The organism is Paracoccus sp. MC1854 (assembly GCF_014164635.1).
GTDB lineage: Bacteria > Pseudomonadota > Alphaproteobacteria > Rhodobacterales > Rhodobacteraceae > Paracoccus.
Genome location: NZ_JACJFU010000015.1, coordinates 24,595 through 51,250, shown reverse-complemented (window position 1 = coordinate 51,250; position 26,656 = coordinate 24,595). Strand labels below are relative to the sequence as shown.

General features: G+C 66.3%; 23 protein-coding genes and 1 tRNA gene. 18 read left to right on the top strand and 6 right to left on the bottom strand.

The genetic code is table 11. From position 1 onward, the window contains the following. The first annotated feature begins 525 nt into the window (after positions 1-525). The 4 genes from H5395_RS12230 (at position 526) to H5395_RS12215 (ending at position 7,103) form a co-directional block, all read left to right on the top strand. Positions 526-2,064 (top strand): class I SAM-dependent DNA methyltransferase, encoded by a 1,539-nt coding sequence (locus H5395_RS12230; protein ID WP_182792858.1) that lies wholly within the window; start codon positions 526-528, stop codon positions 2,062-2,064. Beyond that, positions 2,061-3,161 (top strand): restriction endonuclease subunit S, encoded by a 1,101-nt coding sequence (locus H5395_RS12225; RefSeq protein ID WP_182792857.1) that lies wholly within the window; start codon positions 2,061-2,063, stop codon positions 3,159-3,161. Before H5395_RS12230 ends, H5395_RS12225 begins: the two co-directional genes overlap by 4 nt. Positions 3,162-3,163: 2 nt before the next feature. Next, the gene (locus H5395_RS12220; RefSeq protein ID WP_182792856.1) at positions 3,164-3,646 is read left to right on the top strand and encodes a hypothetical protein; all 483 of its coding nucleotides are present in this window, start codon (positions 3,164-3,166) and stop codon (positions 3,644-3,646) included. A gap of 67 nt (positions 3,647-3,713) precedes the next feature. Continuing rightward, positions 3,714-7,103, top strand: coding sequence for a DEAD/DEAH box helicase family protein (locus H5395_RS12215; RefSeq protein WP_182792855.1), 3,390 nt, complete (start codon positions 3,714-3,716; stop codon positions 7,101-7,103). 1,144 nt (positions 7,104-8,247) lie between these two features. Here the strand turns inward: H5395_RS12215 and H5395_RS12210 are convergent. Continuing rightward, positions 8,248-8,323: transfer RNA gene (locus H5395_RS12210), tRNA-Lys, on the bottom strand. A 75-nt stretch (positions 8,324-8,398) separates the two neighbouring features. On the opposite strand from H5395_RS12210, the gene dapF reads away from it, so the two are divergent. The 9 genes from dapF to H5395_RS12165 all read left to right on the top strand — a co-directional run bounded on the left by dapF (position 8,399) and on the right by H5395_RS12165 (position 17,036). Beyond that, positions 8,399-9,253 carry a diaminopimelate epimerase gene (gene dapF, locus H5395_RS12205; RefSeq protein WP_182792854.1) on the top strand — a complete coding sequence of 285 codons (855 nt, stop codon included), beginning with the start codon at positions 8,399-8,401 and terminating at the stop codon, positions 9,251-9,253. Further along, entirely contained in the window at positions 9,250-10,500 is a 1,251-nt protein-coding gene (gene mtaB, locus H5395_RS12200) for a tRNA (N(6)-L-threonylcarbamoyladenosine(37)-C(2))-methylthiotransferase MtaB (RefSeq protein WP_182792853.1), read from the top strand. Before dapF ends, mtaB begins: the two co-directional genes overlap by 4 nt. 196 nt (positions 10,501-10,696) lie before the next feature. Then, complete coding sequence (locus H5395_RS12195) at positions 10,697-11,608, top strand: histone deacetylase family protein (protein WP_182792852.1); 912 nt, start codon at positions 10,697-10,699, stop codon at positions 11,606-11,608. Next, a complete protein-coding gene (locus H5395_RS12190; RefSeq protein WP_182792851.1) occupies positions 11,605-11,847 on the top strand; it encodes an exodeoxyribonuclease VII small subunit in 243 nt (80 codons plus the stop codon). The genes H5395_RS12195 and H5395_RS12190 overlap by 4 nt, the downstream gene beginning before the upstream one ends. 2 nt (positions 11,848-11,849) lie before the next feature. After that, positions 11,850-12,713, top strand: a complete 864-nt coding sequence (locus tag H5395_RS12185; RefSeq protein ID WP_182792850.1) for a polyprenyl synthetase family protein — start codon at positions 11,850-11,852, stop codon at positions 12,711-12,713. A gap of 46 nt (positions 12,714-12,759) precedes the next feature. Continuing rightward, entirely contained in the window at positions 12,760-14,682 is a 1,923-nt protein-coding gene (gene dxs, locus H5395_RS12180) for a 1-deoxy-D-xylulose-5-phosphate synthase (RefSeq protein ID WP_182792849.1), read from the top strand. Between the two features lie 32 nt (positions 14,683-14,714). Next, positions 14,715-15,620, top strand: coding sequence for a restriction endonuclease (locus H5395_RS12175; protein WP_182792869.1), 906 nt, complete (start codon positions 14,715-14,717; stop codon positions 15,618-15,620). A gap of 75 nt (positions 15,621-15,695) precedes the next feature. Further along, entirely contained in the window at positions 15,696-16,409 is a 714-nt protein-coding gene (locus H5395_RS12170) for a VIT family protein (RefSeq protein ID WP_182792848.1), read from the top strand. A gap of 18 nt (positions 16,410-16,427) precedes the next feature. Then, the gene (locus tag H5395_RS12165) at positions 16,428-17,036 is read left to right on the top strand and encodes a COG3650 family protein (protein WP_182792847.1); all 609 of its coding nucleotides are present in this window, start codon (positions 16,428-16,430) and stop codon (positions 17,034-17,036) included. On the opposite strand, the gene H5395_RS12160 is transcribed toward H5395_RS12165, so the two are convergent. Both H5395_RS12160 and H5395_RS12155 read right to left on the bottom strand, forming a co-directional pair. Further along, positions 17,026-17,892 carry an SDR family oxidoreductase gene (locus tag H5395_RS12160; protein WP_182792846.1) on the bottom strand — a complete coding sequence of 289 codons (867 nt, stop codon included), beginning with the start codon at positions 17,890-17,892 and terminating at the stop codon, positions 17,026-17,028. The genes H5395_RS12165 and H5395_RS12160 overlap by 11 nt on opposite strands. Then, positions 17,889-18,878: an LLM class flavin-dependent oxidoreductase gene (locus tag H5395_RS12155; protein ID WP_182792845.1), complete on the bottom strand. Its 990-nt coding sequence runs from the start codon at positions 18,876-18,878 to the stop codon at positions 17,889-17,891. Before H5395_RS12155 ends, H5395_RS12160 begins: the two co-directional genes overlap by 4 nt. Positions 18,879-18,959: 81 nt before the next feature. On the opposite strand from H5395_RS12155, the gene H5395_RS12150 reads away from it, so the two are divergent. From H5395_RS12150 to H5395_RS12135, 4 genes are all read left to right on the top strand, one after another. Next, on the top strand, positions 18,960-20,441 hold the full coding sequence (locus tag H5395_RS12150) for an AMP nucleosidase (protein WP_182792844.1): 1,482 nt from the start codon (positions 18,960-18,962) through the stop codon (positions 20,439-20,441). A 126-nt stretch (positions 20,442-20,567) separates the two neighbouring features. Continuing rightward, a complete protein-coding gene (locus tag H5395_RS12145) occupies positions 20,568-21,671 on the top strand; it encodes a hypothetical protein (RefSeq protein ID WP_182792843.1) in 1,104 nt (367 codons plus the stop codon). A gap of 29 nt (positions 21,672-21,700) precedes the next feature. Continuing rightward, the gene (locus H5395_RS12140) at positions 21,701-22,000 is read left to right on the top strand and encodes an HU family DNA-binding protein (protein ID WP_182792842.1); all 300 of its coding nucleotides are present in this window, start codon (positions 21,701-21,703) and stop codon (positions 21,998-22,000) included. A gap of 86 nt (positions 22,001-22,086) precedes the next feature. Continuing rightward, entirely contained in the window at positions 22,087-23,403 is a 1,317-nt protein-coding gene (locus H5395_RS12135) for an MFS transporter (RefSeq protein ID WP_182792841.1), read from the top strand. 98 nt (positions 23,404-23,501) lie between these two features. On the opposite strand, the gene truB is transcribed toward H5395_RS12135, so the two are convergent. The 3 genes from truB to rbfA are packed head-to-tail and all read right to left on the bottom strand — an operon-like array spanning position 23,502 to position 25,602. Beyond that, positions 23,502-24,395, bottom strand: coding sequence for a tRNA pseudouridine(55) synthase TruB (gene truB, locus H5395_RS12130; RefSeq protein WP_182792840.1), 894 nt, complete (start codon positions 24,393-24,395; stop codon positions 23,502-23,504). Next, positions 24,396-25,097 (bottom strand): phosphodiester glycosidase family protein, encoded by a 702-nt coding sequence (locus H5395_RS12125; protein ID WP_255440643.1) that lies wholly within the window; start codon positions 25,095-25,097, stop codon positions 24,396-24,398. It lies immediately after the preceding gene. 43 nt (positions 25,098-25,140) lie between these two features. Then, complete coding sequence (rbfA, locus tag H5395_RS12120; RefSeq protein WP_182792838.1) at positions 25,141-25,602, bottom strand: 30S ribosome-binding factor RbfA; 462 nt, start codon at positions 25,600-25,602, stop codon at positions 25,141-25,143. Positions 25,603-25,670: 68 nt separating this feature from the next. Here rbfA and dapB point away from each other — a divergent pair, with 68 nt between their 5' ends. Beyond that, a complete protein-coding gene (gene dapB, locus H5395_RS12115) occupies positions 25,671-26,486 on the top strand; it encodes a 4-hydroxy-tetrahydrodipicolinate reductase (protein WP_182792837.1) in 816 nt (271 codons plus the stop codon). Positions 26,487-26,656: the final 170 nt, after the last annotated feature.

Here is a 26,656-nt window from a genome sequence, read left to right as displayed (position 1 = left end):
GCACGGCAAGCCGGCAATTGGCCGCACTGGCAAAGCGCATTAGTGCTGGCGCAGCGCTCCAAAAAAGTGGCCGGGGGGCCTATCCATGGTTAGTAGGTCGCGTAAGTCGAATTTTCTCGCCATTCGAGAGCAGAGGAAATTTTGGTAAGAAAGAGCGTTTCACCGGGCCGCAGGCCACGGCCGTGCTGCCAAACCGAGATTGGCGTGGCTTTGCCTGAGCTTTGTCGCGAGCACGGATTAGCACCGCGATCTTTCACAAGTATCGCTCGAAGTATGGCGGCATGGAGGCGTCGATGACGAGATAGATGAAGGCGCTGGAAGACGAAAACCGGTGGTTGAAGCGCATGATCGCGGATCAACGAACGACCGCTTTCCCTATTTTATTGCAACTGCCGTGCTGCACAGCCGTCTGGCTGCTTCTCGGCTTCTCCGCCTGCGGCCTCGGCATCAGACCAAGAGGGCGCAGTCTAGCCGGGCACAGTTGTGCGGACTAAGGTGCGCCGGAAATAAGAAGCAAGGCACCTCATGCTTACAGGCCCCATCCGCTCGCAAATCGACCAGATCTGGAACGCCTTCTGGTCGGGCGGCGTCTCCAACCCCCTCTCGGTCATCGAACAGATCACCTATTTGCTGTTCATCAAGCGGCTCGATGACCTGCAGCTGGTTGAGGAAGCGAAGGCCCAGCAGCTCGGCAAGCCGCTTGCTCGCCGCATCTTCCCCCAAGGCCGCGATCCACAGGGCGAACCCTACGAGAATCTCCGCTGGTCCCGGTTCAAGAACTTCGAGCCACGCGAGATGATGCGGGTCGTGGATGAGCATGTCTTTCCCTTCTTGCGCGACTTGGGCGAGGCGGGCTCGACCTACGGTACCCATATGAAGGACGCACGACTGGGCTTCTCAAACCCGAACCTCTTGGCCAAGGTTGTCGAGATGCTGGACCAGGTGCCGATGGACGATCGCGACACCAAGGGCGACGTCTATGAATACATGCTGGGCCAGATCGCCAGCGCCGGTCAGAACGGCCAATTCCGGACACCGCGGCACATCATCAACCTGATGGTCAACCTGATGAAGCCCGCGCCCGAGGACGTGATCTGCGATCCTGCGGCGGGCACCTGCGGCTTTCTGGTCGGCGCGGGCGAGTACATCCGCACCCATCACCCGCAGGCGCTGCGGAATGCCGAGCAGCGCCGGCACTTCCATGAACGTATGTTCCACGGCTTCGACTTCGACAGCACCATGCTGCGGATCGGGGCCATGAACATGACGCTGCACGGGGTCGAGAACCCCGACGTGAGTTACCGCGACAGCCTGGCCGAGGAGCATGACAGCGATGCGGGTATCTATTCGCTGATCCTCGCGAACCCGCCGTTTGCGGGCTCGCTGGACTATGACACCACGGCCAAGGACCTGCTGAAGGTCGTCCACACGAAAAAGACCGAGCTGCTGTTCGTGGCCCTGTTCCTGCGGCTGCTGCGAACCGGTGGACGGGCGGCGGTGATCGTACCCGACGGGGTGCTGTTCGGGTCCTCCAAGGCGCACAAGGCGCTGCGCCGCACATTGGTCGAGGACCACAAGCTAGATGCGGTCATCAAGATGCCCTCGGGCGTGTTCCGCCCGTATGCAGGGGTCTCGACCGCGATCCTGCTGTTCACCAAGACAGGCGTCGGGGGGACCGAGAACGTCTGGTTCTATGACATGACAGCCGACGGCTTTAGCCTGGACGACAGGCGGATGCCGCTGCTCGATGCCGAGAAGCTGGGGCCCACACCTGAGGTGCCGCTGACCGCAGACGAGCACGCCAAAAACAACCTGTCCGACATCCTGTCTCGCTGGGACAATCTGGCGGGCGAGGCTGACCGCCCCCGCACGGCGCAGAGCTTCATGGTCCCGGCCGGGGAAATCGCGGCGACTGGTGGCTGGGATCTGACCCTGAACCGCTACAAGGAGGTCGAGCACGAGGCGGTGGAGCATGAAAGCCCCGCCGCAATCATCGCCGAGCTGCGCGCCATCGAGGCCGAGATCGCGGGGGGGCTAGATCGGCTCGAGGAGATGCTCGCGTGAGTAAAGTCTCTTTAGGCAGTTTCGCTAAGCCAGTAGTAAGGTCCGCTCCGGCGAATCAGAATATACCGGTGTTGTCGATTACAAAATACGAGGGCTTTGTCAGGAGCGACGAATACTTTAAAAAGGCAGTGCATAGTAAGGACCTTTCTAAATACAAGGTCGTTCACCCCGGTGACTTTGCGTTTTCTCCCATTCATCTCGATGAGGGTTCGGTTGCACTCTCGACACAACATGGGCTCATTAGTCCGATGTATCGGGTGTTCGACGTCGACACTAGTCAGTGCTTCAAGCCGTACTTGGCACGTATGCTGAAAACGGAACCCATGGTTCAGCTCTATGGCACGCTTGGAGATGGATCTGTGCATCGGCGGCGTTCTGTTCCATGGGAGCGCCTGGCGAAAGTCGAGATACCCCTTCCCCCGCTGGATGAGCAAAAGCGGATAGCGGGGATACTGGATCAGGCGGACGCGCTGCGACGCCTCCGCCGCCGCGCCCTCGACCGCCTGAACACCCTCGGGCAGGCGATCTTTCGTGAGATGTTCGGGGCTCCAGCTCAACTCTCGGTACTATCTCAAGATCAGCTTAGCGCCGGTTGGAAAAATCGCAAACTTGGAGATGAAATTCGTCTGCAGAGGGGCAAAGATATAACGAAGAGCAATGCTCTCCCCGGTAGCGTTCCGGTTATCTCATCGGGTGGAGTCTCGTTCTATCACGCGGAGGCCTTTGCCCCGGGTCCCGGTGTCGTGCTGGGGCGAAAAGGTTCTGTGGGAAATGTTCATTACAGCGCGCAGGATTTCTGGCCTCACGACACAACTTTATTCGTGAAAGACTTCAGAGGAAATATTCCTTTGTTTGTTTACTACTTCTTTAAGCAGTTCCCGATCTCCCAATATGAAGCCAGCTCTGCCAACCCTAGCCTAAATAGAAACAACTTGCATCCGGTTGATGTGCTCTGGCCACCATTGAAATTGCAGTCTCAATTTTGCACACGGGTTCACGCCTTAGCTACGCTCGATCAAGCCAACCAACGGGCTGAGAACGCTGCCAATAGTCTCTTCACCTCCCTCCAGCACCGCGCCTTCCGAGGCGAACTTTAACCATGCCCAATCCCGCGCTGCACACCATCAGTCTTCCCAGCGTCATGCTGCAGCGCGGGTTTTGGCTCTATGTCTGGCGCATCCAGGTGCAGGGCGAGGCGCTGCTTTATGTCGGACGGACGGGGGACGAAAGCAGCCCGCATGCCTCCGCGCCTTATGACCGCTTCGGCCAGCACTTGGGCCGCAACAAGATGCAGAACGCCTTGCGCCGCAACCTTGCCGCGCGCGGCATCGACCTGCCGCAAGTTGAGCAGTACGAGTTCATCTTCTACGGCCCTGTCCATCCCGAGGCCGCCGACATGGCCGCGCATATCCCCCTTCGCGATGCGCTTGCAGCCGCCGAGAAGAAGCTGGCGGACAGCCTGGATGCGGCCGGCTACACCGTCCTGAACCGCGTGAACTGCCGCCGCCCTCTCGACCCTGCATTGTGGGATCAGGTGCGGGCGGGATTTGCTGACGCTTTCCCCGAACTGCGTAACCATTAGCGGAATTTCGCTTGCCCCTCGACCTAGCGGTCCCGTAGCCTGCTCCGACATTCACTCTGCCGGTCCCATGTCTCAATTCGATTTTCTGTCCGCAGAATTCCCCGATCTGTTCGCCCCGGCCAGGAAGGCCGAGACCGATGCCCTTTCGGACCCACGCAGCGCTTGCTTCCATGCGCGCCTTACCCTCGAGGTCGCTCTGATCTGGCTGTTCCGCAGTGATCGAACGCTGAAGCGTCCATATCGGGATGACCTGAATGCGATGATTCACGAGCCATCGCTTGGCGCGCTGACCGGCCCGGCGATCGTGACAAAGGCAAAGATCATCAAGGAGCACGGTAACCGGGCCGCGCACGATACCAGGCCCCCGAGCACAGCCGACGCGGTAACCGCTGTAAGCGAGCTGTTCCAGGTCTGCTACTGGATCGCCCGAACCTATGGGCGCAAGGCCAAGCCGGACCCCGCGCTGCGCTTTGACATCAACAAGCTGGAAAAGACGCTGACGATCACCGCCAGCACCGTGAAGCAGATCAAGGCGCTGTCTGAACAGCACGCCGCTGCACAGGCCGCTCAAAAGGCAGCAGAAGAGGCGCGGTTGGCCTCCGAGGCAAGCCGTGCCGTGCTGAAGGCCGAGATAGCCGCCCTGCAGGGTGAGATCGCCTCGGTGAAGGCCGCGAACCAGGCCAAGCCTGACACCCACGATTATGACGAAGCCACCACCCGCGACGCCTTCATCGACCTGCTGCTGGCCGAGGCTGGCTGGCCGCTGGACCAACCCCGAGACCGGGAGTTCCGGGTCGAGGGGATGCCCAACTCCAAAGGTGAGGGGTTTGTCGACTACGTGCTCTGGGGGGACGATGGCAAGCCGCTGGCACTGGTCGAGGCCAAGCGGACGAAGAAGGACGCCCTGACCGGTCAACAGCAGGCCAAGCTCTATGCCGACTGCCTCGAGGCAAAGTTCGGGCATCGCCCGGTGATCTTCTGCTCGAACGGCTACGAGCACTGGATCTGGGACGACCAGATGTACCCGCCACGTCCGATCTCGGGCTTTCTCAAGAAGGACGAGCTAGTCCTGTTGCACCAGCGCCGGGCCACACGGAAGCCGCTGAACTCGGTCGAGGTCGATGAGGCTATCGTGGAGCGCTTCTACCAGCAGCGTGCCATCCGACGCGTGGGCGAGGCCTTCGAGGCAAAGCAGCGGCGTGCGCTGCTCGTAATGGCCACTGGGTCGGGCAAGACCCGCACCGTGATCGCGCTGATCGACCAGCTTCTGCGGGCCAACTGGGTCAAGCGGGTGCTCTTCCTGGCTGACCGGGTCGCGCTGGTGAAGCAGGCGCATGGCGCCTTCAAGGCGCATCTGCCCTCGGCGCCCAGCGCGAACCTGCTGCAGAGCCACGATCCGAACCAGAACAACCACACGACCGCTCGCGTGTGCCTTTCCACCTATCCCACCATGATGGGTCTCATCGACGAGATGAAGGGAGGAGAGAAGCGCTTCGGTCCCGGTCACTTCGACCTCATCGTGATCGACGAGGCGCACCGCTCAGTCTATCGCAAGTACCGTGCGATCTTTCAGTACTTCGACAGCCTGCTGGTCGGCCTAACCGCCACGCCACGAGACGAGATCGACCGCGACACCTATTCCCTGTTCCAGCTCGAGCGGGGCGTGCCGACCGACGCCTACGACCTCGAGGAGGCTGTAGCTGACGGTTACCTGGTCCCCCCTAAGGGCATCTCGGTGCCCCTGCGCTTCCAGCGTGAAGGGATCAGCTACGACCAGCTCTCTGACGAGGAGAAGGAGGAGTGGGACGCGCTCGAGTGGTCCGAGGATGGAGACACTCCTGATCGGGTCGAGGCAAACGACCTGAACAAGTGGCTGTTCAACATCGACACCGTCGACAAAGTGCTCGAGCACCTGATGACCCACGGCATCAAGGTTGCGGGCGGCGATCGCTTGGGCAAGACGATCATCTTCGCCAAGAACAGCGCCCATGCCAGGTTCATCGTCCAGCGCTTCGATGCCAACTACCCGCATCTCAAGGGTCAGTTCGCCGCGCTGATCGACTACAGTGTCAGCTATGCCCAGAGCCTGATCGACGACTTCTCGGAGCCCGAGAAGCCGCCGCATATCGCCGTCTCGGTCGACATGCTCGACACCGGCATCGACGTCCCCGATGTCGTGAACCTCGTGTTCTTCAAGATCGTCCGCTCGCGCACGAAGTTCTGGCAGATGGTCGGCCGCGGTACCCGGCTGCGGCCGAACCTGTTCGGACCGGGTCAGGACAAGCAGGAGTTCCTGATCTTCGACTACTGCCAGAACCTCGAGTTCTTTGGCGAGAACCCGAACCGCGCCGAACCGGCAGGGGCCGCGCCCATCGGCGAGCGGCTGTTCCGGGCACGGCTCGAACTCTTGGCCGAACTGGAACGGGCTCAACACGACGGAGAGCTGGGACGCGAGTTGCGCGACCGGCTCCACCAGGAAGTGGCGGGCATGATCCTCGACAACTTCATCGTACGACCGCATCGGCGCGAGGTCGAGGCCTTCCAGTCCCGAGAGGCTTGGAACCAGCTGGATGCCAACGCGCAGGATGCACTCGCCAACCGCATCGCAGGTCTGCCCAGTGCCTTCCAGGACGACAACCTTCCGGCCAAGCAGTTCGACCTGCTGGTGCTCGGCGCCCAGCTGTCTCTGCTGCGCGGTGAGGCATCCTTCGCCCGCGCGCAGACCCGCATCCGGGAGATCGCCTCCTCGCTCGAGAAGCTCGGAAACATACCGCTTGTCGCCAAGCAGATGGCGCTGATCCTTGACCTGCAGACGGACGAGTTCTGGACGGATATCAGTGTCGAGATGCTGGAGGAGGTGCGCCGCAAGCTTCGGCTGCTGGTCGAGCTGATCGAGCCCGTGACACGGAAGGTCGTCATCACCGACTTCGAGGACGAGATCGGCACCGGTCAGGCAGTGACACTGCCGCAGGTGGGCACGGGCGTGGACAAGGGGAGCTTCCAGCGAAAGGTTCGCGGTTTCGTTGAGCGGCACAAGGACCACATCACCCTCATCAAGGTCCGTCGCGGGGATCAACTGACCCGGCAGGATCTGCAGGAACTCGAGCGGATGCTGCAGGAGGAGGGCGTGATCGACGGCGAGGATTGGACGGACGCCATCGGCGGGATGGAACTGGGCGTCTTTCTCCGCTCACTGACGGGGCTCGACCGGGCAGCCGCCAAGGACCTGTTCAGCACATTCACCGCTCGGTACGCGCTGAACGCAAATCAGGCGGAGTTCGTGAACCTCATCATCGACAGCCTGACCGAAGCAGGAATCGTCGATCCGAGCCTCTTCTACGAGAGCCCCTTTACTGACCTGGACGACATGGGCATTGCTGGCTTGTTCAAGGACGAGCAGGCGAAGGAGCTGGTCGAGATCGTGCGCCGGGTGAATGCAACAGCCGCGGCAGCATAGTTGCGCTTAGTGGCGCTGCCGTACGGGTTCGACGTCAGAGACCAAGTTTGGCGCAAGTTCCCTCGAGTTACTTCCCCAAGTGGTGTTCTTAGATTTCGCAACTTGCGTCAGACGACGGTACAACGCGGCGACACCATCGGGATCCGACTCGACGGGCTTCAGACGAGCATGAACGTACGGCATCAGCTACCAGTGTGAGATCGCCCTGCCGCGCTCCCGGTTCTCGGATTCACGCTGGGGCTTCAGCAATGTAGCTTAGTTCATTGTGGTGCATTTTTAGAACACGAAAAATCCCTTGGCGCACGTCAGCCAGGATCGCGTTGAGGACGACGACCATTCTCTAAAAAAGGTGGTACCCCTTGTGCCTTTGCGTGCCGGTCCGGCTAGCACCTTCGCAGCCTCTGTCTCTTGTATAGTAAGCGGAGGCACGCTGCCATCAACCTGGGAGTCCGCCGTAGTGGCTCCAGTGAAGCGCGTGAACACAGATTTTGAAATGTCCCGCTGCGAGACCTGGCCCGGCTGACGGTGCGGCTCGCGACAGCGATCTGGGGTACGCCATGATCTAGAGCGCACCGTGATGCGCTGCTGTAGTCCGCGACCTTCATCCACCTGATCCCAAACCGGGTCGTGACCACTCTGGGACATAAGGTCCTTCAGGATGTTTGGTCGAGCAGCGACTCCGCTAGGAGCTGCGTGATGGGCACCCGCCCATGTCACTAGACTTGGCCATCTAGGCTGAGACCTGTCGCTTCCAACATCCCACGCATGCGCCACCTGTTGAAGTTCTTCACCCTACCGACACAGTGCGTGGACCCTGCTCACGCAGAATCCTGATGATCTGCTCCTTGGTGAACCTGGATCTTTATGTCGGGTTGCCTGGATGGCAGGGTCTCGAATCAGGCAGAGAGAAGATCGTCACATCCCACGTAGCAGGCGGCTCAGGTGGCTGACCTATGAGAACAGTTCCATCTCAATGGTCTTCACAGGACCACCTGCGGTGCTGTTCTGCGCAGCGCGCCCTAGAGGCGCCTCTGAAAAATCGTGGTACCTTCTAAAAAAGTGACCAATCCGGTGACCAGCACCAAGGCATCATCACTGAACGCCTGAGAGGAATGGGGCAAGGCATTGTATTCATGAGAAACAGTGGTGAGCCCAACAGGATTCGAACCTGTGACCCACTGATTAAAAGTCAGTTGCTCTACCAACTGAGCTATGGGCCCAACACAGGGCGTTTCCTTACGGATGCGTTTGGCGGGGGTCAAGGCCAAATCGCTGCGCATCTGGCACAATCGCGGATGTGCGCGTATATCGCCGCGATGGAACAGGAAAACCCGGGCGGCCTCGGCTTCGTCAAGATGCACGGGGCGGGCAACGACTTCGTCATCATCGACTCGCGCGGCGCCCCGCAGCGGCGGGTGACGCCTGCGCTGGCGCGGGCGCTGGGGGACCGCAACCGGGGCGTGGGCTTCGACCAGCTGGCCGAGATCTGCCCCGACGATGCGGCGGACTACCGGCTGGAGTTCTGGAACGCCGACGGGTCCGGGGCCGGGGCCTGCGGCAACGCCTCGCGCTGCGTGGCCGACCTGATGATGCGTGATCCGGGGCGGGACCGGGTGCGCTTTTCCACGCTGCGCGGGATGCTGGAAGCGGAACGTCGGGACGGCCAGGTCCATGTCAACATGGGTCATCCCCAGCTTGCCTGGGACGAGGTGCCGCTGGCGCGCGAGATGGACACCGAGCGGCTCCCGCTGGACGGCGGCCCCGCGGCGGTCGGCATGGGCAATCCGCATTGCGTCTTCTTCGTCCGCGATGCCGAGGCGGTGGACCTGACCGCGATCGGCCCCCGGATCGAGCATGATGCACTGTTCCCCGAGCGCACGAATGTCGAGTTCGCCTCGCTGACCGCCCCCGACCGCCTGCGGATGCGGGTCTGGGAACGCGGCGCCGGCGTGACGCTCGCCTGCGGGTCGGGGGCCTGCGCCACGGCGGTCGCGGCGCATCGGCGCGGGCTGACGGGGCGGCGGGTGGTGCTGGACCTCGACGGCGGCACGCTGGTCGTGGACTGGCGCGAGGACGGGGTGTGGATGACCGGACCGGTGGCGCGGGTCTTCGAGGGTGTCCTGTCGCCCGAATGGCTGGCCGCGACATGACCGCTCCCCCGATCTTCGCCACGCTGGGCTGCCGGCTGAACGCCTATGAATCCGAGGCGATGGCCGAGATGGCCCGCGAGGCCGGCCTGAACGGCGCGGTGATCGTCAACACCTGCGCCGTCACCGCCGAGGCCGTCCGCAAGGCCCGCCAGGAAATCCGCCGCCTGTCGCGAGAAAACCCCGGCGCGCCAATCATCGTCACCGGCTGCGCGGCGCAAACGGAACCCGACACCTTCGCCGCCATGCCCGAGGTCGCCCGCGTCATAGGCAACCACGAGAAGATGCAGCCCGCGACCTGGGCCAGCCTCGCCGCGCCCGACTATGGCACCGAGCGGGTGATGGTAGACGACATCATGTCGGTGCGGGAAACGGCGGGCCACCTGATCGACGGCTTCGGCCGCCACCGGGCCTATGTGCAGGTCCAGAACGGCTGCGACCACCGCTGCACCTTCTGCATCATCCCCTATGGCCGGGGAAACTCTCGGTCTGTCCCGGCGGGCGTGGTCGTGGACCAGATCAAACGGTTGCGCGACCGCGGCTTCAACGAGGTCGTGCTGACTGGCGTGGACCTGACAAGCTGGGGCGCTGACCTGCCGGGCCAGCCCCGGCTGGGCAACCTCGTGCGGCGCATCCTGCGGATGGTGCCCGACCTGCCACGCCTGCGGATCAGTTCCATCGATTCGATCGAGGCCGACCCCGAGCTGATGGAGGCGATCGCCACCGAGCCGCGCCTGATGCCGCATCTGCATCTGTCCCTTCAGCATGGCGACGACCTGATCCTCAAGCGCATGAAGCGCCGCCACAGGCGCGATGATGCCATCGCCTTCTGCGAGGAAGCCCGCCGCATGCGTCCCGGCATCGTCTTCGGCGCCGACATCATTGCGGGCTTTCCCACCGAATCCGAGGCGCATTTCGAGAACTCGGTGAAGCTGGTGCAGGACTGCGGCCTGACCTTCCTGCACGTCTTCCCCTACAGCGCGCGCACGGGCACCCCGGCCGCGCGGATGCCGCGCGTGCCCGGCCCTGCGATCAAGGACCGCGCCGCGCGCCTGCGCGCCGTGGGCAAGGCTGCGCTGGCCGCGCACCTACAGGCACAGGTCGGTCGGTCTCACCGTGTTCTGACCGAGGGACCTCGCATCGGCCGCACCGAGCAGTTTACCGAGGTTTCCTTTGCCCATGACCTGCCCGAGGGCGCACTGGTCGAGGTGACGATCACCGGCCACGACAGCGCCCGCCTCGCCGCCTGAGCCGCGCACCGATTGGAACAGATATTCCCGGCTGAAGCGCCGCATGGGTATTTGAGCCAGAAAGAAGCCTTCTTCTTTGCCCCGCACGAGTGACATCTTTCTGGTCCCAATACCCATGCAACCGTGCAGCAGGCGCGGCGCCGGACTGTAATGCTTGCGATTGCGTTTCTGCAGCGGTTGCCATTAGCTTGCGGGCATGACGATCCTCTACACGCATTCTGCCTCCGAACGGCACCTCACCCCGTCCGGCCACCCAGAGCAGGTCGCCCGCCACAAGGCGGTGCTGGACGGGCTGGCGGATCTGAAGCTCGATCGCCGCGAAGCGCCGCTGGCCGCTGAGGCCGACGTGCTGCGCTGCCATCCCGAGCGTTACCTCGCCCGGCTGAAGGCGGCGGTGCCGGCGCAGGGGCAGGTGGCGCTGGATGCGGACACCTGGCTGTCGCCGGGCAGCCTCGAGGCTGCAATGCGGGCCGTCGGCGCGGCCTGCGCGGCGGTGGATGCGGTGCTTGGCGGAGAGGACAGCCGCGCCTTCGTCGCCATGCGCCCGCCGGGGCATCATGCGGAACGCGAGACGCCGATGGGCTTCTGCCTGCTCGGCACCGCCGCCATCGCGGCGATGCGCGCGCTGGATCATCACGGGCTGGACCGGGTAGCGGTGCTGGACTTCGACGTTCACCACGGCAATGGCACGCAGGACCTGCTGTGGGACGAATCCCGCGCCTTCTTCGCCTCGACCCACCAGATGCCGCTTTATCCCGGCACCGGGCGCGCAAGCGAGACCGGCGCGCATGGGCAGGTGATGAATGTCCCGCTGCCGCCCGGCTCGGGCGGAGCGCAGGCGCGGGCCGCATGGCGGCAGATCATGGATCGCCTGCAGGCCCATGCGCCGCAGCTTGTCATCATCTCGGCGGGCTTCGACGCCCATGCGGCCGACCCCCTCGCCGCGCTCGAATGGGAGGACGATGACTTTGCCGCGATCACCCGCATGATCTGCGACGCGGCAGGCGCGGCCCCGGTGGTCTCGGTCCTGGAAGGGGGCTATGATCTGGCCGCGCTGGGCCGATCCGCCCGCGCCCATGTCACCGCGCTTGAAGGAACCGGCCCATGACCGATGCCGAAATCGACCAGATGTCCTTCGAGGACGCGATGAAGGAACTCGAATCGGTCGTCGGCAAGCTGGAACATGGCGAGGCGACGCTGGAACAGTCCATCGCCCTTTACGAACGCGGCGCAAAGCTGCGCGCCCATTGCGAGCGCCGGTTGCGCCAGGCCGAGGAGCGGGTCGAGAAGATCATGCTTGCCGCCAATGGAGAGCCCAGCGGGACCGCCCCGGTCGAAGGGCTGTAAGGATGCACCAAAGGCTGGAGGAGGCGCAGCGCGCCACAGCGAGCGCCATCGAGGCTGCGCTGGCGGACCTGCCGTCGGGCGACCTGACCGACGCGATGCGTTATGCCACCAATGGCGGCAAGCGCATCCGCGCCTTCCTGGTGCTGGAATCGGCGCGGCTGTTCGGCGTCGAGGACCTCAGCGCCATGCCGGTCGCCGTGGCGGTGGAACTGCTGCACGCCTACAGCCTGATCCACGACGACCTGCCGGCGATGGATGACGACGACCTGCGCCGGGGCCAGCCCACCTGCCACGTCCGCTGGACCGAGGCGACGGCGATCCTTGCCGGCGACGCGCTGCAGACGCAGGCCTTCGCAATGCTCTCCGACCCGGTGATCGGCCCGGCCGAGGCGCGCATTGCGCTGGTGGCGCGGCTGGCCGAGGCCTCAGGCGCGCGGGGCATGGTCTGGGGACAGGCGCAGGACATCGCGGCCGAGACGGCGGGCACTCCGCTGGACCTGCCCGCCATAGAGGCGCTGCAGCACGCCAAGACCGGCGCGCTGATCCGCTTTGCCGCGTCGGCCGGGGCGATCATCGGCGGCACCGATCCCGCGCCTTTGCAGGACTATGCCCACTACCTCGGGCTGGCCTTCCAGATCGCCGACGACATTCTGGACGTGACCGCCAGCGTGGAACAGACCGGCAAGCGCACCGGCAAGGATCAGGCGGCGGGCAAGGCCACCTTTGTTTCCCTGCTGGGGCTGGAGGAAGCGCGGGCGCGGGCGACCCAAATGGTAGTGCGGGCCGAGGCCGCGCTCGACCCCTATGGCGACAGGGCCGGAAACTTGCGGGCGCTGGCGCGTTTCGTTATCCACCGCAAGACCTGAGACCGACCGCCTCCGGGGGGTCCGCCCGCCCGGAAGGGGCCAGCCCATGACCGACACGACCTCGCGTCCCGCAACGCCGATCCTCGACCGCGTCGCCTCGCCCGCCGACCTCAAGGCGCTGAGCGACCGGCAACTGCACCAGTTGGCCGACGAGTTGCGGGCCGAGACGATCAGCGCCGTCAGCGTGACCGGCGGCCATCTGGGCGCGGGGCTGGGGGTGGTCGAACTGACCGTGGCGCTGCACGCGGTCTGGGACAGCCCGCGCGACAAGATCATCTGGGACGTGGGCCACCAGTGCTATCCCCACAAGATCCTGACCGGCCGCCGCGACCGCATCCGCAGCCTGCGGATGGAAGGGGGACTGTCGGGCTTCACCAAGCGGTCGGAAAGCCCGCATGACCCCTTCGGGGCGGGCCATTCCTCGACCTCGATCAGCGCGGCGCTGGGCTTTGCCGCGGCGCGTGACCTCGGCGGCGATCCGGGCGACGCCATCGCCGTGATCGGGGACGGCGCCATGAGCGGCGGCATGGCCTTCGAGGCGATGAACAACGCGGGCCACATGGGCACCCGTCTGTTCGTGATCCTGAACGACAACGAGATGTCGATCGCCCCGCCGACCGGGGCGATGTCTAGCTACCTGACCCGGCTTTACACCCAAGGGCCGTTCCAGGAACTGAAGGCCGCCGCCAAAGGGGCGGTCAGCCTGCTGCCGCCGCCCATGCAGGAGGGCGCCCGCCGCGCCAAGGAGATGCTGAAGGGCATCACCATCGGCGGCACCCTGTTCGAGGAACTGGGCTTCTCTTACGTCGGCCCGGTGGACGGCCACGACCTCGACCAGCTTCTGCCGCTGCTCAGGACGGTCAAGGCGCGGGCGGACGGGCCGGTGTTGATCCATGCGGTGACGAAGAAGGGGAAAGGCTACGCCCCGGCCGAGAACGCCGCCGACCGCGGCCATGCCCGCGCCAAGTTCGACGTCATCACGGGCGAGCAGGCCAAGGCCAAGTCCAACGCCCCCAGCTATACCAGCGTCTTCGCCAAGTCCCTGATCGCCCAGGCCGAGCGGGACGACCGCATCGTGGCGATCACCGCCGCCATGCCGGACGGGACGGGACTGAACCTGTTTGCCGACCGCTTCCCCCGCCGCTGCTTCGACGTGGGGATCGCGGAACAGCACGCCGTGACCTTCTCGGCCGGGCTTGCGGCGGGGGGGATGCGGCCCTTCTGCGCGATCTATTCGACCTTCCTGCAGCGCGGCTATGACCAAGTTGTCCATGACGTGGCGATCCAGCGCCTGCCCGTGCGCTTCGCCATCGACCGCGCCGGGCTGGTCGGCGCCGATGGCGCGACCCATGCGGGTGCCTATGACGTAGGCTTCCTTGCGAACCTGCCCGGCTTCGTCGTCATGGCCGCCGCCGATGAGGCCGAACTGGTCCGCATGGTCGCCACCGCTGTCGCGCTGGACGACCGCCCCTCGGCCTTCCGCTTCCCGCGCGGCGAGGGCACCGGCGTCGAACTGCCCGAGCGCCCCGAGCCGCTGGAGATCGGGCAGGGCCGCATCGTGGCGGAAGGCGCCCGCGTCGCCATCCTGTCCTTCGGCACCCGGCTGTCCGAGGTCCTGCGCGCCCGCGAATCGCTTATGGCACGCGGCCTCGCCCCCACCGTGGCGGACGCCCGCTTCGCCAAGCCGCTGGACCGCGACCTGATCCTGCGGCTGGTGCGCGAACACGAGGCGCTGATCACCATCGAGGAGGGCGCCATCGGCGGCTTCGGCAGCCATGTGGCCCAACTGTTGGCGGAAGAAGGCGTCTTCGACCGCGGCTTCCGCTTCCGCAGCATGGTCCTGCCCGACACCTTCATCGACCACGCCAGTCCCGAGGCGATGTATCGCGCGGCTGCCATGGAGGCGCCCCAGATCGAGGCAAAGGTGCTGGAGGTGCTGGGGGTCGCCGCGCTGGGGCGGCGGGCGTGAGGGGAGAGGGGCTGCCAAAATACGAAGAGTTAATGTTGCCAATTCTTCGCATGATCGGCGAGGGAAAGCAGTCGATCGCCGACTCCCTTCCCGGACTGCAGAAACAGTTTTTGCTTTCCGACACCCAGATGGAAATGCTGCTTCCCAGTGGAACTCAGAGCTATATGTCGAACCGTGCTCATTGGGCGCGGAACTACATGATGCACGCCGGCCTAGTGGAACCCATCAAACGGGGCCATTACCGGATCACTCCTGCGGGAAAGGCGCTGCTGGACAGCAATCCGACCAAGATCGACAAGAACACGCTCAGAACCTACCCGGACTTTCTGGAATGGCTGACATACTTGGCAGGACGATCAAAGGAAGCGCCAGAAGTGCCCGTGTTCGGTGCTTCCGAACCACAGGACACGACCGAGACCCCGCAGGAACTGATCGACTCGGCCCATGCCGCCCTGCAGGACGCGTTGGCCGAGGAACTGCTGGAACAACTCCTCGCTGTCACGCCTGCCCGTTTCGAGCAGGTCATCGTCGACCTGTTGATCGCCATGGGCTATGGCAGCGGTCGGGCGGAGATGGGTCGTGCCATCGGCAAGTCCGGCGACGGCGGCATTGATGGAATCATCAACGAGGACAAGCTGGGCCTCGACGCTGTCTATATCCAGGCCAAGCGCTACAAGCCCGAGAATGCCATTGGCCGCCCCGCGCTTCAGGGCTTCGTCGGCTCGCTGATCGGGGCGAGGGCACGAAAGGGCGTGTTCGTCACGACCTCCTCCTTCACCAAGGAGGCATGGGGCTATGTGCGCGGGATCGAGCAGCGCGTCGTGCTGATCGACGGGGCGCGGCTCGCGCGGTTGATGATCGACCACGGCGTGGGGGTGCGCACCAGCGCGACCTATGTTATCCGCCGCATCGACGAGGATTACTTCTCCGTCGATTGACGGGCCGCGCCGGCCGCGCCTATTCGACTGCCGAGCGGCTTGGCCATGCATGGCCTGCGCGACTGGAACACAGCCATGACCCGCAACACCCACCCCGATGCCCATCCTGACGACCCGCATTACATCACCCGCTCGAACTGGCTGCGGGCGGCTGTCTTGGGGGCGAATGACGGGATCGTGTCGATCGGCTCGCTGGTCGTGGGCGTGGCGACGGCCTCGGGCGATCCGCAGGCGGTGATGATCGCGGGCGGCGCAGGGTTGGCCGCGGGCGCGCTGTCGATGGCGGCGGGGGAATATGTCAGCGTCAGTTCCCAGTCCGACATCGAGGCCGCCGACATCCACCGCGAGCGACAGGCGCTGCACCACCAGCCCGAGATCGAGCTGGAGGAACTGATCCTGATCTACGAATCGCGCGGCCTCGCCCCCGATACCGCCCGGCTGGTCGCCTGCGAACTGACCGAGCATGATGCGCTGGGCGCCCACCTGCGCGATGAACTGGGTCTGACCGAGGAGCTTTCGGCCGATCCCATGCAGGCCGCGATGGCCTCGGGCGCGACCTTCACCGTGGCGGGCGGGGTGCCCTATCTCGCGGCGCTGCTGACACCCTTGGGGCTGATCGTGCCGGTGGTTCTGGCGGTGACGCTGATCGCGCTGGCCGCTTTGGGCATGCTGGGGGCATGGGCGGGGGGTGCGCCTCTCCGCCCCGCTCTCGTGCGTGTGTTGCTGTGGGGTTCATTCGCGATGGCGGTGACCTCGGTGATCGGGCATCTTTTCGGGGCCGTTGTCTGACAAGCCCCGAGGTTCCCGATGCGTCTTGCCGCCCTTGCCCTGACCCTTGCCCTCGCCGGTCCCGCCGCCGCGCAGTCCATGCTGCCGACGCTCTACGACGTGACGGGGGTCAAGTCGAACGACGTGCTGAATATCCGGGCGATGCCGGACGCCTCCTCCTCGATCCTGTCGGAACTGCCGCATGACGCAACGGGGGTCGAGGTGATCGAGACACGGTCCGGCTGGGCGCGGGTCAACACCTTTGAGCGCTCGGGTTGGGTCAACATGCGCTATCTTCAGGAACGGCCCGATGTCTGGAAGCCGGGCGAAATTCCGGCCACGCTGAACTGCCTCGGGACCGAGCCCTTCTGGTCGCTGCGGCAGGTCGGCGCCAACATCGTCTACGAGACGCCCGAACTCTCGCGCCCCCTGCAGCGCCGCGTGGTGGTGGACAACCCCGCCCGGCGCGAGCCCGCCCGCAGCATCATCGCGGGCGACGCGCAGGGCCGACTGACGGTGGTGCTGACCCCCGCCCAATGCAGCGACGGCATGTCGGATCGCGCCTTCGGGCTGTCGGCCACGCTGCTGTTCGAGGGCGCGGACCAGGCCTCGCGGATGGAGAACGGCTGCTGCCGGATCACGCCCTGACGGATTCTTCCGCCAGGATCGCGGCCAGCCCGCTGCGATAGTCCGGGTGGATCAGGCGGATGCCGAGGTCGCGCTTGATCCGGTCGTTCGAGACGCGCTTGCTTTCGGCATAGAAGCTGCGGGCCATGGGCGTCATCTCGGCGCTGGCGAAGTCCTCGGCGGGCGGCGGGGGCAGCCCCAGCAGATGGGCGGCGTGTTCCAGCACGTCCTCGGGCGGGGCGGGGTCGTCGTCGCAGAGATTGTAGATCGCGCCCGGATCGGGCCGGGCAATCGAGGCCGCGACGACCTGCGCGATGTCCTCGGCATGGATGCGGGAAAACACCTGCCCCGGCTTGATGATGCGTCGGGCGGTGCCGTTGCGGACCTTCTCGAAGGGGCCGCGTCCGGGGCCGTAGATGCCGGCAAGGCGGAAGATGTGTAGCGGCAACCCGTGCGCTGCGGCCAGCGCCTGCCACCCGGCTTCCGCCGCCACGCGGTCGCGGCCCCGGCGGGTCGAGGGCGCGAGGTCTGAGGTCTCGTCCACCCAGCCGCCCTGTCGGTCGCCATAAACTCCGGTGGTGGAGAGATAGCCGAACCAGCGGGCGCGGCTGTCCGCGATGGCTGTGCCGAAGTCGCGCAGCGCCGGGCATTCCCCGGCCTCCGGCCCGGCGCTGATCAGGATCGCGTCGGCGCGGGCGATCTCGGCCCGCACCGCGTCCTCCTCGCCGGGCCAGCGCAGGGGCGTGGCGCCTGCCAGCGTGACACGTGAAGCATTGTCGCGGGTGGTGCCGGTGACGGTCCAGCCCTGCGGCACCAGCCGCCGGGTCAGGAAGCCGGCCGAATAGCCATGGCCCAGCACCACCAGGCGCGAGGTCATGCGCGGGTGAGTCCCAGCACCTCGGCCCCGATGGCGAAGGATTTTTCGCGCGCCGCCGGGTCCCAGATGTTGCCGGTCAGGATCAGCTCGTCCGGCTTGTAGCGGGCGACCATCGCGTCGATCTGCGCCTTGACGGTGTCGGGGGCGCCGACGGCGCTGACGCTCAGCACCCGGTCCACCATCGACTGGTATTGCGCGGGCACGACCGCATCAAGATCATCCACCGGCGCGGGCAGCAAGCCGGGATTGCCGGTCCGCAGCCGGAAGAACTGGATCTGCGAACTGGTCCGCAGCCGCCGCGCTTCCGCGTCCGTGTCCGCCGCGATCAGGTTCGCGGCCAGCATGAAGCGCGGTTTGTCGCCCCAGGGCCCTGGCTGGAAGCGGTCGCGGTAAAGCGCTACCGCGTCGTCCAGCGCGTCGGGCGCGAAATGCGAGGCGAAAGCGTAAGGCAGCCCCAGCGCAGCCGCGAGGCTTGCCCCGTAAAGCGACGAGCCGAGAATCCAGACCGGCACGTTCGTCCCCTGCCCGGGATGGGCAGCCACCGCCACGCCGGGGCGTTCGGGGCCGAGGTAATGCAGCAGTTCCACCACGTCGTTGGGGAAATCCTCGTTGCGGGACTGGCCCCGCCGCAGCGCGTGCATCACCGCCCCGTCGCCGCCGGGCGCGCGGCCAAGGCCGAGGTCGATGCGCGGCCCATGGATGGTGGCCAGCGTCCCGAAGGCCTCGGCCACCGCCAGCGGCGCGTGGTTCGGCAGCATGATCCCGCCCGCGCCGACGCGGATGTCCTTGGTGTGATCGGCGATATGGCCGATCAGCACGGCTGTCGCTGCGCTGGCGATGCCCGGCATGTTGTGGTGCTCGGCCAGCCAGAACCGCTTGTAGCCCTGGGCTTCCGCCGCGCGTGCCAGCGTCACGCTGCTGGCGATGGCCGCCTTTGTGTCCGAGCCCTCGGGCACCGGCGCGAGATCGAGAATAGAGATGTCCATGCCCCCCGAGATAGGGCTGCCGCCGCCGTCTTGCCAGTGCCACCACCCGCTGCCACTGTCCGGGGCTAAAGGAGCCCGCCCATGGACCAGCTCTCCCGCCTGCTGCCCGTCGAGACGCCCGAGCCGGTCGAGCGCGAATATTTTGACGATCCCCAGGCCGCCGTCGCCCGCCTGATCGAGCTTCACGACCGTGCCACGGGCTGGCTGCTGGACCGTTTCGTAGGCACGCTGCGGGGGGGGCATCCGCCGGCGGCAAGGTTCCGCGCCTTCTATCCCGAGGTCCGGCTGACGACCTCGAGCCACGAGCAGGCCGATTCCCGGCTGGCCTTCGGCCATGTCACGCTGCCCGGCACCTATGCGGCGACGATCACCCGGCCGGACCTGTTCCGCGACTACCTAACCCAGCAGATTGGCCTTCTGATCCGCAACCACCAGGTTCCCGTGGCCGTCGGTGAAAGCGACACGCCCATCCCTGTCCATTTCGCCGTGGCGACCCAGAGCGACCTGAACGTCCCGCAGGAAGGCGTGCTGGATTATTCCCTGCGCGACATCTTCGACGTGCCCGACCTCGTCACCGTGAACGACAACATCGTGAACGGGATCGCTGATGAGCTGCCCGACGGCACCCGCCACCTTGCGCCCTTCACAGCGCAGCGGGTGGATTACTCGCTGGCGCGGCTGGCGCATTACACCGCGACCGCGCCCGATCACTTCCAGAGTTTCGTGCTGTTCACCAACTACCAGTTCTACGTGGACGAGTTCGAGGCTTTTGCCCGCAAGGCGCTGGCGGACCCCGCCTCGGGCTACACGGCCTTCGTCGGTCCCGGAAACCACATGATCGAGCGGCCGGACGATGCCTCGGTGCCCGTTGCCAAGACCCCGCAGATGCCGGCCTATCACCTCAAGCGGCCGGACGGGCAGGGGATCACGCTGGTCAACATCGGCGTGGGACCCTCCAACGCCAAGACCGCCACGGACCACATTGCCGTCCTGCGCCCCCATGCCTGGCTGATGGTCGGCCATTGCGCGGGGCTGCGCAACAGCCAGCGGCTGGGGGATTACGTGCTGGCCCACGCCTACCTGCGGCTGGACCATGTGCTGGACGACGACCTGCCGGTCTGGGTGCCGCTGCCGACGCTGGCCGAGGTGCAGGTGGCGCTGGAACAGGCCGTGGCCGAGATCACCGAGCTGGAAGGCTTCGAGCTGAAGCGGATCATGCGGACGGGCACCGTCGCCACCATCGACAACCGCAACTGGGAATTGCGCGACACGCCGGTCCACCGCCTCAGCCTCAGCCGCGCGATCGCGCTGGACATGGAAAGCGCCACCATCGCCGCCAACGGCTTCCGCTTCCGGGTGCCCTACGGCACGCTTCTGTGCGTCAGCGACAAGCCCCTGCATGGCGAGTTGAAGCTGCCCGGCATGGCGACCGATTTCTACCGCACGCAGGTCTCCAGCCACCTGCTGATCGGCATCCGCGCGATGGAGAAGCTGCGCGCCACCCCGATCGAGCGGCTGCATTCCCGCAAGCTGCGGTCCTTCCACGAGACGGCGTTTCTGTAAATCGGACGCTGCGCGGACCACGGGCCGTGCGCCAGAACGCCGCCGCCTGTCGCTTTATACAAGCTGACGGGAGTCTGCTTCTCAAGCTACTGGGATGACAGGATTGCAAGCGCAGAGTTTTCATCAATGAGCAGTTTCGAGATCCCCAAGCATACGCGGGCCATTTTTGAAGAAATCGTCACGCGTGCCGGTGGTCAGCTGGAAGATCACTATCAGGCGCGACGCGCGGGACTGCTTGCCGAGGCGGAGGCGGCGATACGGCAAAAGGGGATGATGGCGCCAGTCGCCTTGATCCAGCAGGAAGTCCAGAGCCGGATCGGGGACGGGACCGATCCCGTCATCTACCGGAACGCTCTGATCGCCCGCTTTGCGCTCGACCTGCCGCAGACGGTTGCCGCGCTGAGCCTGCCGGCATCCGCCCTCGCGCTCTATCCCGATCTTGCCCGCAGGCTGGCCGAGACGATACCGGCTGAATTCCCGGACTATGAGGCAGATTCGCTGGCGCGGGATGTTGCCCATGTGTTCGGTTTCTTCATCCCCGGCGCTGCGATGGACATCGACCGCTTCGGACGCCTCGATCCGCGCATGATTGCGTCCGCGGCCGTCCGGTGCAGGCAACTGACGGCCCCCGCGCGGTATGTCTGGGGCGGGATGTGGCGACCGTTCCTGGAGTTCCATACGGATTCGCGGCATCTGACCGGGTTCAATCCGGCCGGCTTTCACGCGACCTACCTTCAGGTGGCCGACATGCTCCGATGCAACCCGGCACTGGCGGGGCTGTTCATCTCGTCCTGGTTCCATGATCCCATCGCCGCAGAAATCAGCCCGCGGCTTGCCTATCTGCAGGGCGTCCCCCGCGCGGGCGGCGCGTTCTTCATCCGCAACAACACCGGCGAGCTTCATGTCAAGCGGGCGACCGCCACCTCGGCCACCCGCCGCCAGTTGGTTGCCGACGGAAAATACGTCCCGACCTGCTATACGATGATCTGGCCGCGCAAGAAGCTGATCGCTTGGGCCGACGGCATCAACAAGGGCCGGCGCGATGCCGGTGGGCTGGCAGCCCCTGCCGTTGCCCCTTCCGGGGCCATGAGCTTGGCGTCTGATGCCCATTTTCATCGCCCAAGCCTTAAAAGCACCCCTTGGCCCCTTCAAAAGGGCTTGAAACGCGGGGAAAAACCGGCTGTAGCAGGGGCCATGCCAGATCAACTGGCGCCGGAAATGCCCGCCTGACGCGCGCGACACACGAGGAGACAGGACCTATGGCCACAGCACCCGCCAAGCCCATGACCAAGACGCAGCTGGTGGCTGCACTGGCCGATGAGATGGGCAGCGACAAGAAGACCGCCACCGCCGCGCTGGACGCGCTGGGCGCGCTGGTCGCCCGCACCGTCGCCGAGGGCGGTGCGCTGACGCTGCCCGGCATCGGCAAGGTCGCCTGCCGCGCCCGCCCCGAGCGTCAGGTCCGCAACCCGCAGACGCAGGAAATGATGACCAAGCCCGCCGACAAGGTGGTCAAGGTCACCATCGCCAAGTCGCTGAAGGACAGCGTCAACGCCTGACTGCCCTTGTGGCTGGCGAAGCATCCGGGGGTCGCGCGAGGGCGCGGCCCCTTTTTGCAAGGGGCGAGGCAAGGGGAGGAACCGCGATGAGGATCACGGTGGACGACGCGCTGGCCGAGGCGGGCGCGGGCCGTTTCCAGCGTCGCCTGATGGCGATCTTCGGGCTGGTCTGGGCGGCCGACGCCATGCAGGTGGTGGCGGTCGGCTTCGCCGCACCCTCGATCGCGGCCAGCTTCGGGCTGGAGATGCAGGTGGCGCTGCAAAGCGGGACGCTGTTCTTTCTCGGGATGTTCGTCGGCGCGGCGCTGTTCGGGCGGCTGGCGGACCGGATCGGGCGGCGGAACGTGCTGATCGTGACGGTGGCCTGCGACGCGGTCTTCGGGCTGGCCTCGGTCTTTTCGCCCGACTTCCAGTGGCTGCTGGCGCTGCGCTTCCTGACCGGGATGGCGGTGGGCGGCACCCTGCCCGTGGACTATGCCATGATGGCCGAGTTCCTGCCGCCGAAGAACCGCGGCCGCTGGCTGGTCTGGCTGGAGGGCTTCTGGGCGCTGGGCACGCTGGTCGTCGCGCTGACCGCCTGGTTCGCGGCAAGCTTCGCGGTCGCGGCGCCATGGAAGCTGATCTACCTGGTGGCGGCCCTGCCCGCCTGCATCGGCATCTTCCTGCGGCTCTGGGTGCCGGAATCGCCCATGTACCTGCTGCGCCGGAACCGCGAACCCGAGGCCCGGGCCATCATCAACCGCATCCGCGTGGCAAATGGCGCGCCCGCGTTTGCCCCCAAGGCAAGGCTGGTCCTGCCGCCAGCCGCCCCCGCCCCAGCAGGGGGGATCTTCACCGCCGGGCTGGCGCGAACGACCGTGGCGGTTCTGGCGGTGTGGTTCCTCGTCTCGCTCAGCTACTACGGCGTCTTCGTCTGGCTGCCGGGCAAGCTCGCGACGGAAGGCTTCGGCTTCGTGCGGGGCTACGGCTTCCTCGTGATCCTCGCGCTGGCGCAACTGCCGGGCTATGCGCTGGCCGCCTGGGGGGTCGAGAACTGGGGGCGACAGAAAACGCTGCGGATCTTCCTTGTCCTCTCGGCGCTGGGTTGCCTGTTGTTCGTCACGGCCACCACCGGCGCAGTCGTCGCGGGCGCGCTGATGCTGATGAGCTTCGCGCTGCTGGGCACCTGGGGGGCGCTTTATGCCCTGACGCCCGAGATCTATCCGACCAACCTGCGGGCTACCGGCATGGGCACGGCAGGGGCGGTCGCGCGACTGGGGGGACTGGCCGCGCCCTCGCTGATGGCGGCGCTGGCGACGCGCGACTTCAACGCGATGATCGGGCTGTTCGCGGGCCTGCTGGTGCTGGCGGCGGTGCTGTCCTTCGGCATCGGCCGAGAAACGCGGGGTGCATCCATCGCCTGAGCGGCGGGTCAGAAAGAAGCATCCCGCTCGCAAGGCGAAGTGATTTCTTTCTGGTTCAAATACCCATCACGACGATGAAGCGGGCGCTGCATCGCCGATCACGGCTGAACGAACACGCGCGAGGGATGGACCTCCCCGCCCATGTAGCGGCCGATGGCGACCGCGCGGCCTTCATGGCTGACCCAGACCTCTGCGCCGTAATCGACAGTGCCGAGCACCTGCCCCGGATTGCCGTTCCGCAGCCGCGCCGCGCCCTGGTCGGTGGCGCGCATCTCGGGCAGGTCCAACGCCGACTGGACCGGCAGCAGCGCGGCATCGAGTTCCGCCTGCGCCGCCCGGTCCACCCGGTCGAAGGGGATCGCATCCGCCACCTCGAAGGGCCCCGACCAGACCCGGCGCAGGCCCTGCACATGGCCGAGGCAGCCGAGCGCCCGGCCGAGGTCGCGGGCGATGGCGCGGACATAGCCGCCCTTGCCACAGACCAGATGCAGGTCGGCCTGATCGGTGCGTGCCTCGGTCAGCATCAGTTCCTCGACCCATAACGGGCGGGCGGCCAGCGTGAAGGCCTCACCCTCGCGCGCGAGGTCATAGGCGCGGGCGCCGTCCACCTTGACGGCCGAGACGGCCGGGGGAACCTGCAGGATCTCGCCGCGGAATGCGGGCAGGGCGGCCTCGATGGCCTCGGCCGAGGGCCGCGCGTCGGACCGGCGCAGCACCTCGCCCGAGGCGTCGTCGGTCGAGGTCTCGGCGCCCCAAGTCACCGTGAAGTCATAAGCCTTCAGCGCCTCGGTCAGCCAGGGCACGGTCTTTGTCGCCTCGCCCAGCGCCACGGCCAGCAGCCCCGTCGCGTCAGGGTCCAGCGTTCCCGCGTGGCCAGCCTTCTTCGCGTCCAGCGCCCAGCGCACACGGGACACCACGTCGGTCGAGCCGACCCCCGCGGGCTTGTCGATCAGCAGCCAGCCCGAGATGTCCCGTCCCTTTTTCCGCGCCATCTACGGTCCGCCCACATAGCCGATGATGGGTCCCATCCGCCGGCCCCAGTCGGCGCGGCGAAGCCCCGGCGCATAGAGCCGGCTGATCGAGCCGTCGAAATACAGCGCGTTGCGCGCGCCAAGCTCGTCCCGGAAGAAGCGGGCGAACTGGTGGAAGGTGACCGGCGCGTCCGAGATCGCGAACCAGGCCGTCTGCATGTCGCGCGAGACGCCCACGCCGTTGCGGATATAGCGGCTGTCGCTATGGGGCAGGAAGCGCGGGTGCAGCTCTCCGTCGATGACCAGCAGGGGGCCGGATTGCGTCGCCAAGCGGCATTGCGGCTGGGCGCGGGCAAAGCGGCGGCTCTCGATCACTTGGAAAGGCGCCCGGGCGCCGACGCAGAAGACCCCGTTCGGCAGCAGGCCGAAGTTGCCGTCGCCCCCGGCGGTGACGATGTGGCCCGCTTCCTCGCTGTCGGACCGGAACAGCCCTACCGGCGCGTAGTCGGGATGATACATCCCCGCGTTCATGGCAAAGCCCAGCACCTCGCCGGCCGCCAGCGTCCCGCGCACCCCGTTGAAGTCGCCCACTGCCTTGCCGTCCGGCCCGTTCAGCCACAACCGCAGCCCGTCCTGCCGGTCGGTGGTGACGGTGCAGAGGGAATAGCGGGTGCCCTCGAAGGTGCGCGTCTCGCAGATGTCGGCCATGGCGGGCAGCGTCATCGCAACCAGCGCGCCGACCGCCAGCCCCAGCCGGCGCTTGAGCCTACCGATCATCGTCCGCGTCGGGTCCCGAGTCGCGGGCGAGGTCGGCGCCCTCGTCCCAGTCCTCGTCGCCCTCGACATCGCGCCGCACCCGCTCGTCGGCGAAGATGCGGCGGGTGTCGTCCATGCGGTCGAAGGTCTCGTCCAGCACGAAGCGCAGGTCGGGCGCGTATTTCAGCGTCATGTCCTTGGCAACCAGGTGCCGCAACTCGCGGGTGTTGCGGCGCAGCGCGGCCAGCGCCTCCTCGGCCCCGTGTCCCCCCAAGGGAAGCACATAGGCCGTCGCGACCTTGAGGTCGGGCGAGGTCCGCACCTCGCCCACCGTGATCGAATGGCGGTTCAGGTCCGGGTCATGCACGTCGCCGCGCAGCAGCACGTCGCTGAGGGTGCGGCGGATCAGTTCGCCCACCCGCAACTGGCGCTGCGACGGGCCGGGACCATGGTTGAAGCGATTGGAAGCCATGCGCCCCATCTAGGGGGTCGCGGCCCGTCCCGCAACGGGCTAGACCCGCCGGAAACACGGGGGATGCGATGGACGCGCAGAACAGGCCGGGGATCGTGGTCGCGGGCGTATCCGGCCGGATGGGGCGGATGCTGGTGCAGGCGGTGCTGCAGTCGCCCGACTGCCGGCTGGTCGGCGCGCTGGAGCGCGAGGGTCATGCGTGGATCGGCCAGGACCTTGGCACCGCGATGGGGGCCGCGCCCTTGGGAGTTCCCGTCACGGACGACGCGGTGGCGGCGATCGCGCAGGCGCAGGGGGTGCTGGACTTCACCTCTCCGGCGGCAACCGTCGCTTATGCGGAACTGGCGGCGCAGGCCCGCGCGGTCCATGTGATCGGCACCACGGGGCTGTCCGAGGATGACCTTCAGCAGATCAGGGCCGCCGCGCGCCATGCGCCGATCATCCGCGCAGGCAACATGAGCCTGGGCGTCAACCTGCTCGTCGGGCTGACCCGTCGCGTGGCGGCGGCCCTGGGCCAGGACTGGGACATCGAGATCGTTGAGGCCCATCACCGCCACAAGGTCGATGCGCCCTCGGGCACCGCGCTGATGCTGGGCGAGGCCGCAGCCGAGGGGCGCGGGGCGGCGCTGGACGCGCTGCGGGTGCCCGCGCGCGAGGGGATGACCGGGGCGCGGGCCTCGGGCAGCATCGGCTTCTCGGCGATCCGTGGTGGCGACATCGTCGGCGAGCATGACGTGATCTTCGCCACGGCGGGCGAGCGGGTTGTCCTGCGCCACATGGCGACCGACCGCGCCATCTTCGCCCGCGGCGCCCTGCGCGCAGCGCTTTGGGGGCAGGACAAGGGACCGGGGGAATACGACATGGCAGACGTGCTGGGGCTTTAAGCCCCGGCCGGGACATTGTCCGGCGAGACGCCTGCAGGACCGGATGATTCCGCGGAGTGCTGCGACGCAGCGCAAGATTGCCACAAGTTCTCTGCATCAAGCCGAATATCCTTGCGGCAACCGCGCGCGGGCGGCGCAAGATCGGCAGCACATTTCCGCCGATCCGCATG

Coding starts and splice junctions, on each gene's coding strand:
- H5395_RS12230 (WP_182792858.1), top strand. CDS start 526: ATGCTTACAGGCCCCATCCGCTCGCAAATCGACCAGATCTGGAACGCC.
- H5395_RS12220 (WP_182792856.1), top strand. CDS start 3,164: ATGCCCAATCCCGCGCTGCACACCATCAGTCTTCCCAGCGTCATGCTG.
- H5395_RS12215 (WP_182792855.1), top strand. CDS start 3,714: ATGTCTCAATTCGATTTTCTGTCCGCAGAATTCCCCGATCTGTTCGCC.
- dapF (WP_182792854.1), top strand. CDS start 8,399: ATGTGCGCGTATATCGCCGCGATGGAACAGGAAAACCCGGGCGGCCTC.
- mtaB (WP_182792853.1), top strand. CDS start 9,250: ATGACCGCTCCCCCGATCTTCGCCACGCTGGGCTGCCGGCTGAACGCC.
- H5395_RS12195 (WP_182792852.1), top strand. CDS start 10,697: ATGACGATCCTCTACACGCATTCTGCCTCCGAACGGCACCTCACCCCG.
- H5395_RS12190 (WP_182792851.1), top strand. CDS start 11,605: ATGACCGATGCCGAAATCGACCAGATGTCCTTCGAGGACGCGATGAAG.
- H5395_RS12185 (WP_182792850.1), top strand. CDS start 11,850: ATGCACCAAAGGCTGGAGGAGGCGCAGCGCGCCACAGCGAGCGCCATC.
- dxs (WP_182792849.1), top strand. CDS start 12,760: ATGACCGACACGACCTCGCGTCCCGCAACGCCGATCCTCGACCGCGTC.
- H5395_RS12175 (WP_182792869.1), top strand. CDS start 14,715: ATGTTGCCAATTCTTCGCATGATCGGCGAGGGAAAGCAGTCGATCGCC.
- H5395_RS12170 (WP_182792848.1), top strand. CDS start 15,696: ATGACCCGCAACACCCACCCCGATGCCCATCCTGACGACCCGCATTAC.
- H5395_RS12165 (WP_182792847.1), top strand. CDS start 16,428: ATGCGTCTTGCCGCCCTTGCCCTGACCCTTGCCCTCGCCGGTCCCGCC.
- H5395_RS12160 (WP_182792846.1), bottom strand. CDS start 17,892: ATGACCTCGCGCCTGGTGGTGCTGGGCCATGGCTATTCGGCCGGCTTC.
- H5395_RS12155 (WP_182792845.1), bottom strand. CDS start 18,878: ATGGACATCTCTATTCTCGATCTCGCGCCGGTGCCCGAGGGCTCGGAC.
- H5395_RS12150 (WP_182792844.1), top strand. CDS start 18,960: ATGGACCAGCTCTCCCGCCTGCTGCCCGTCGAGACGCCCGAGCCGGTC.
- H5395_RS12145 (WP_182792843.1), top strand. CDS start 20,568: ATGAGCAGTTTCGAGATCCCCAAGCATACGCGGGCCATTTTTGAAGAA.
- H5395_RS12140 (WP_182792842.1), top strand. CDS start 21,701: ATGGCCACAGCACCCGCCAAGCCCATGACCAAGACGCAGCTGGTGGCT.
- H5395_RS12135 (WP_182792841.1), top strand. CDS start 22,087: ATGAGGATCACGGTGGACGACGCGCTGGCCGAGGCGGGCGCGGGCCGT.
- truB (WP_182792840.1), bottom strand. CDS start 24,395: ATGGCGCGGAAAAAGGGACGGGACATCTCGGGCTGGCTGCTGATCGAC.
- H5395_RS12125 (WP_255440643.1), bottom strand. CDS start 25,097: ATGACGCTGCCCGCCATGGCCGACATCTGCGAGACGCGCACCTTCGAG.
- rbfA (WP_182792838.1), bottom strand. CDS start 25,602: ATGGCTTCCAATCGCTTCAACCATGGTCCCGGCCCGTCGCAGCGCCAG.
- dapB (WP_182792837.1), top strand. CDS start 25,671: ATGGACGCGCAGAACAGGCCGGGGATCGTGGTCGCGGGCGTATCCGGC.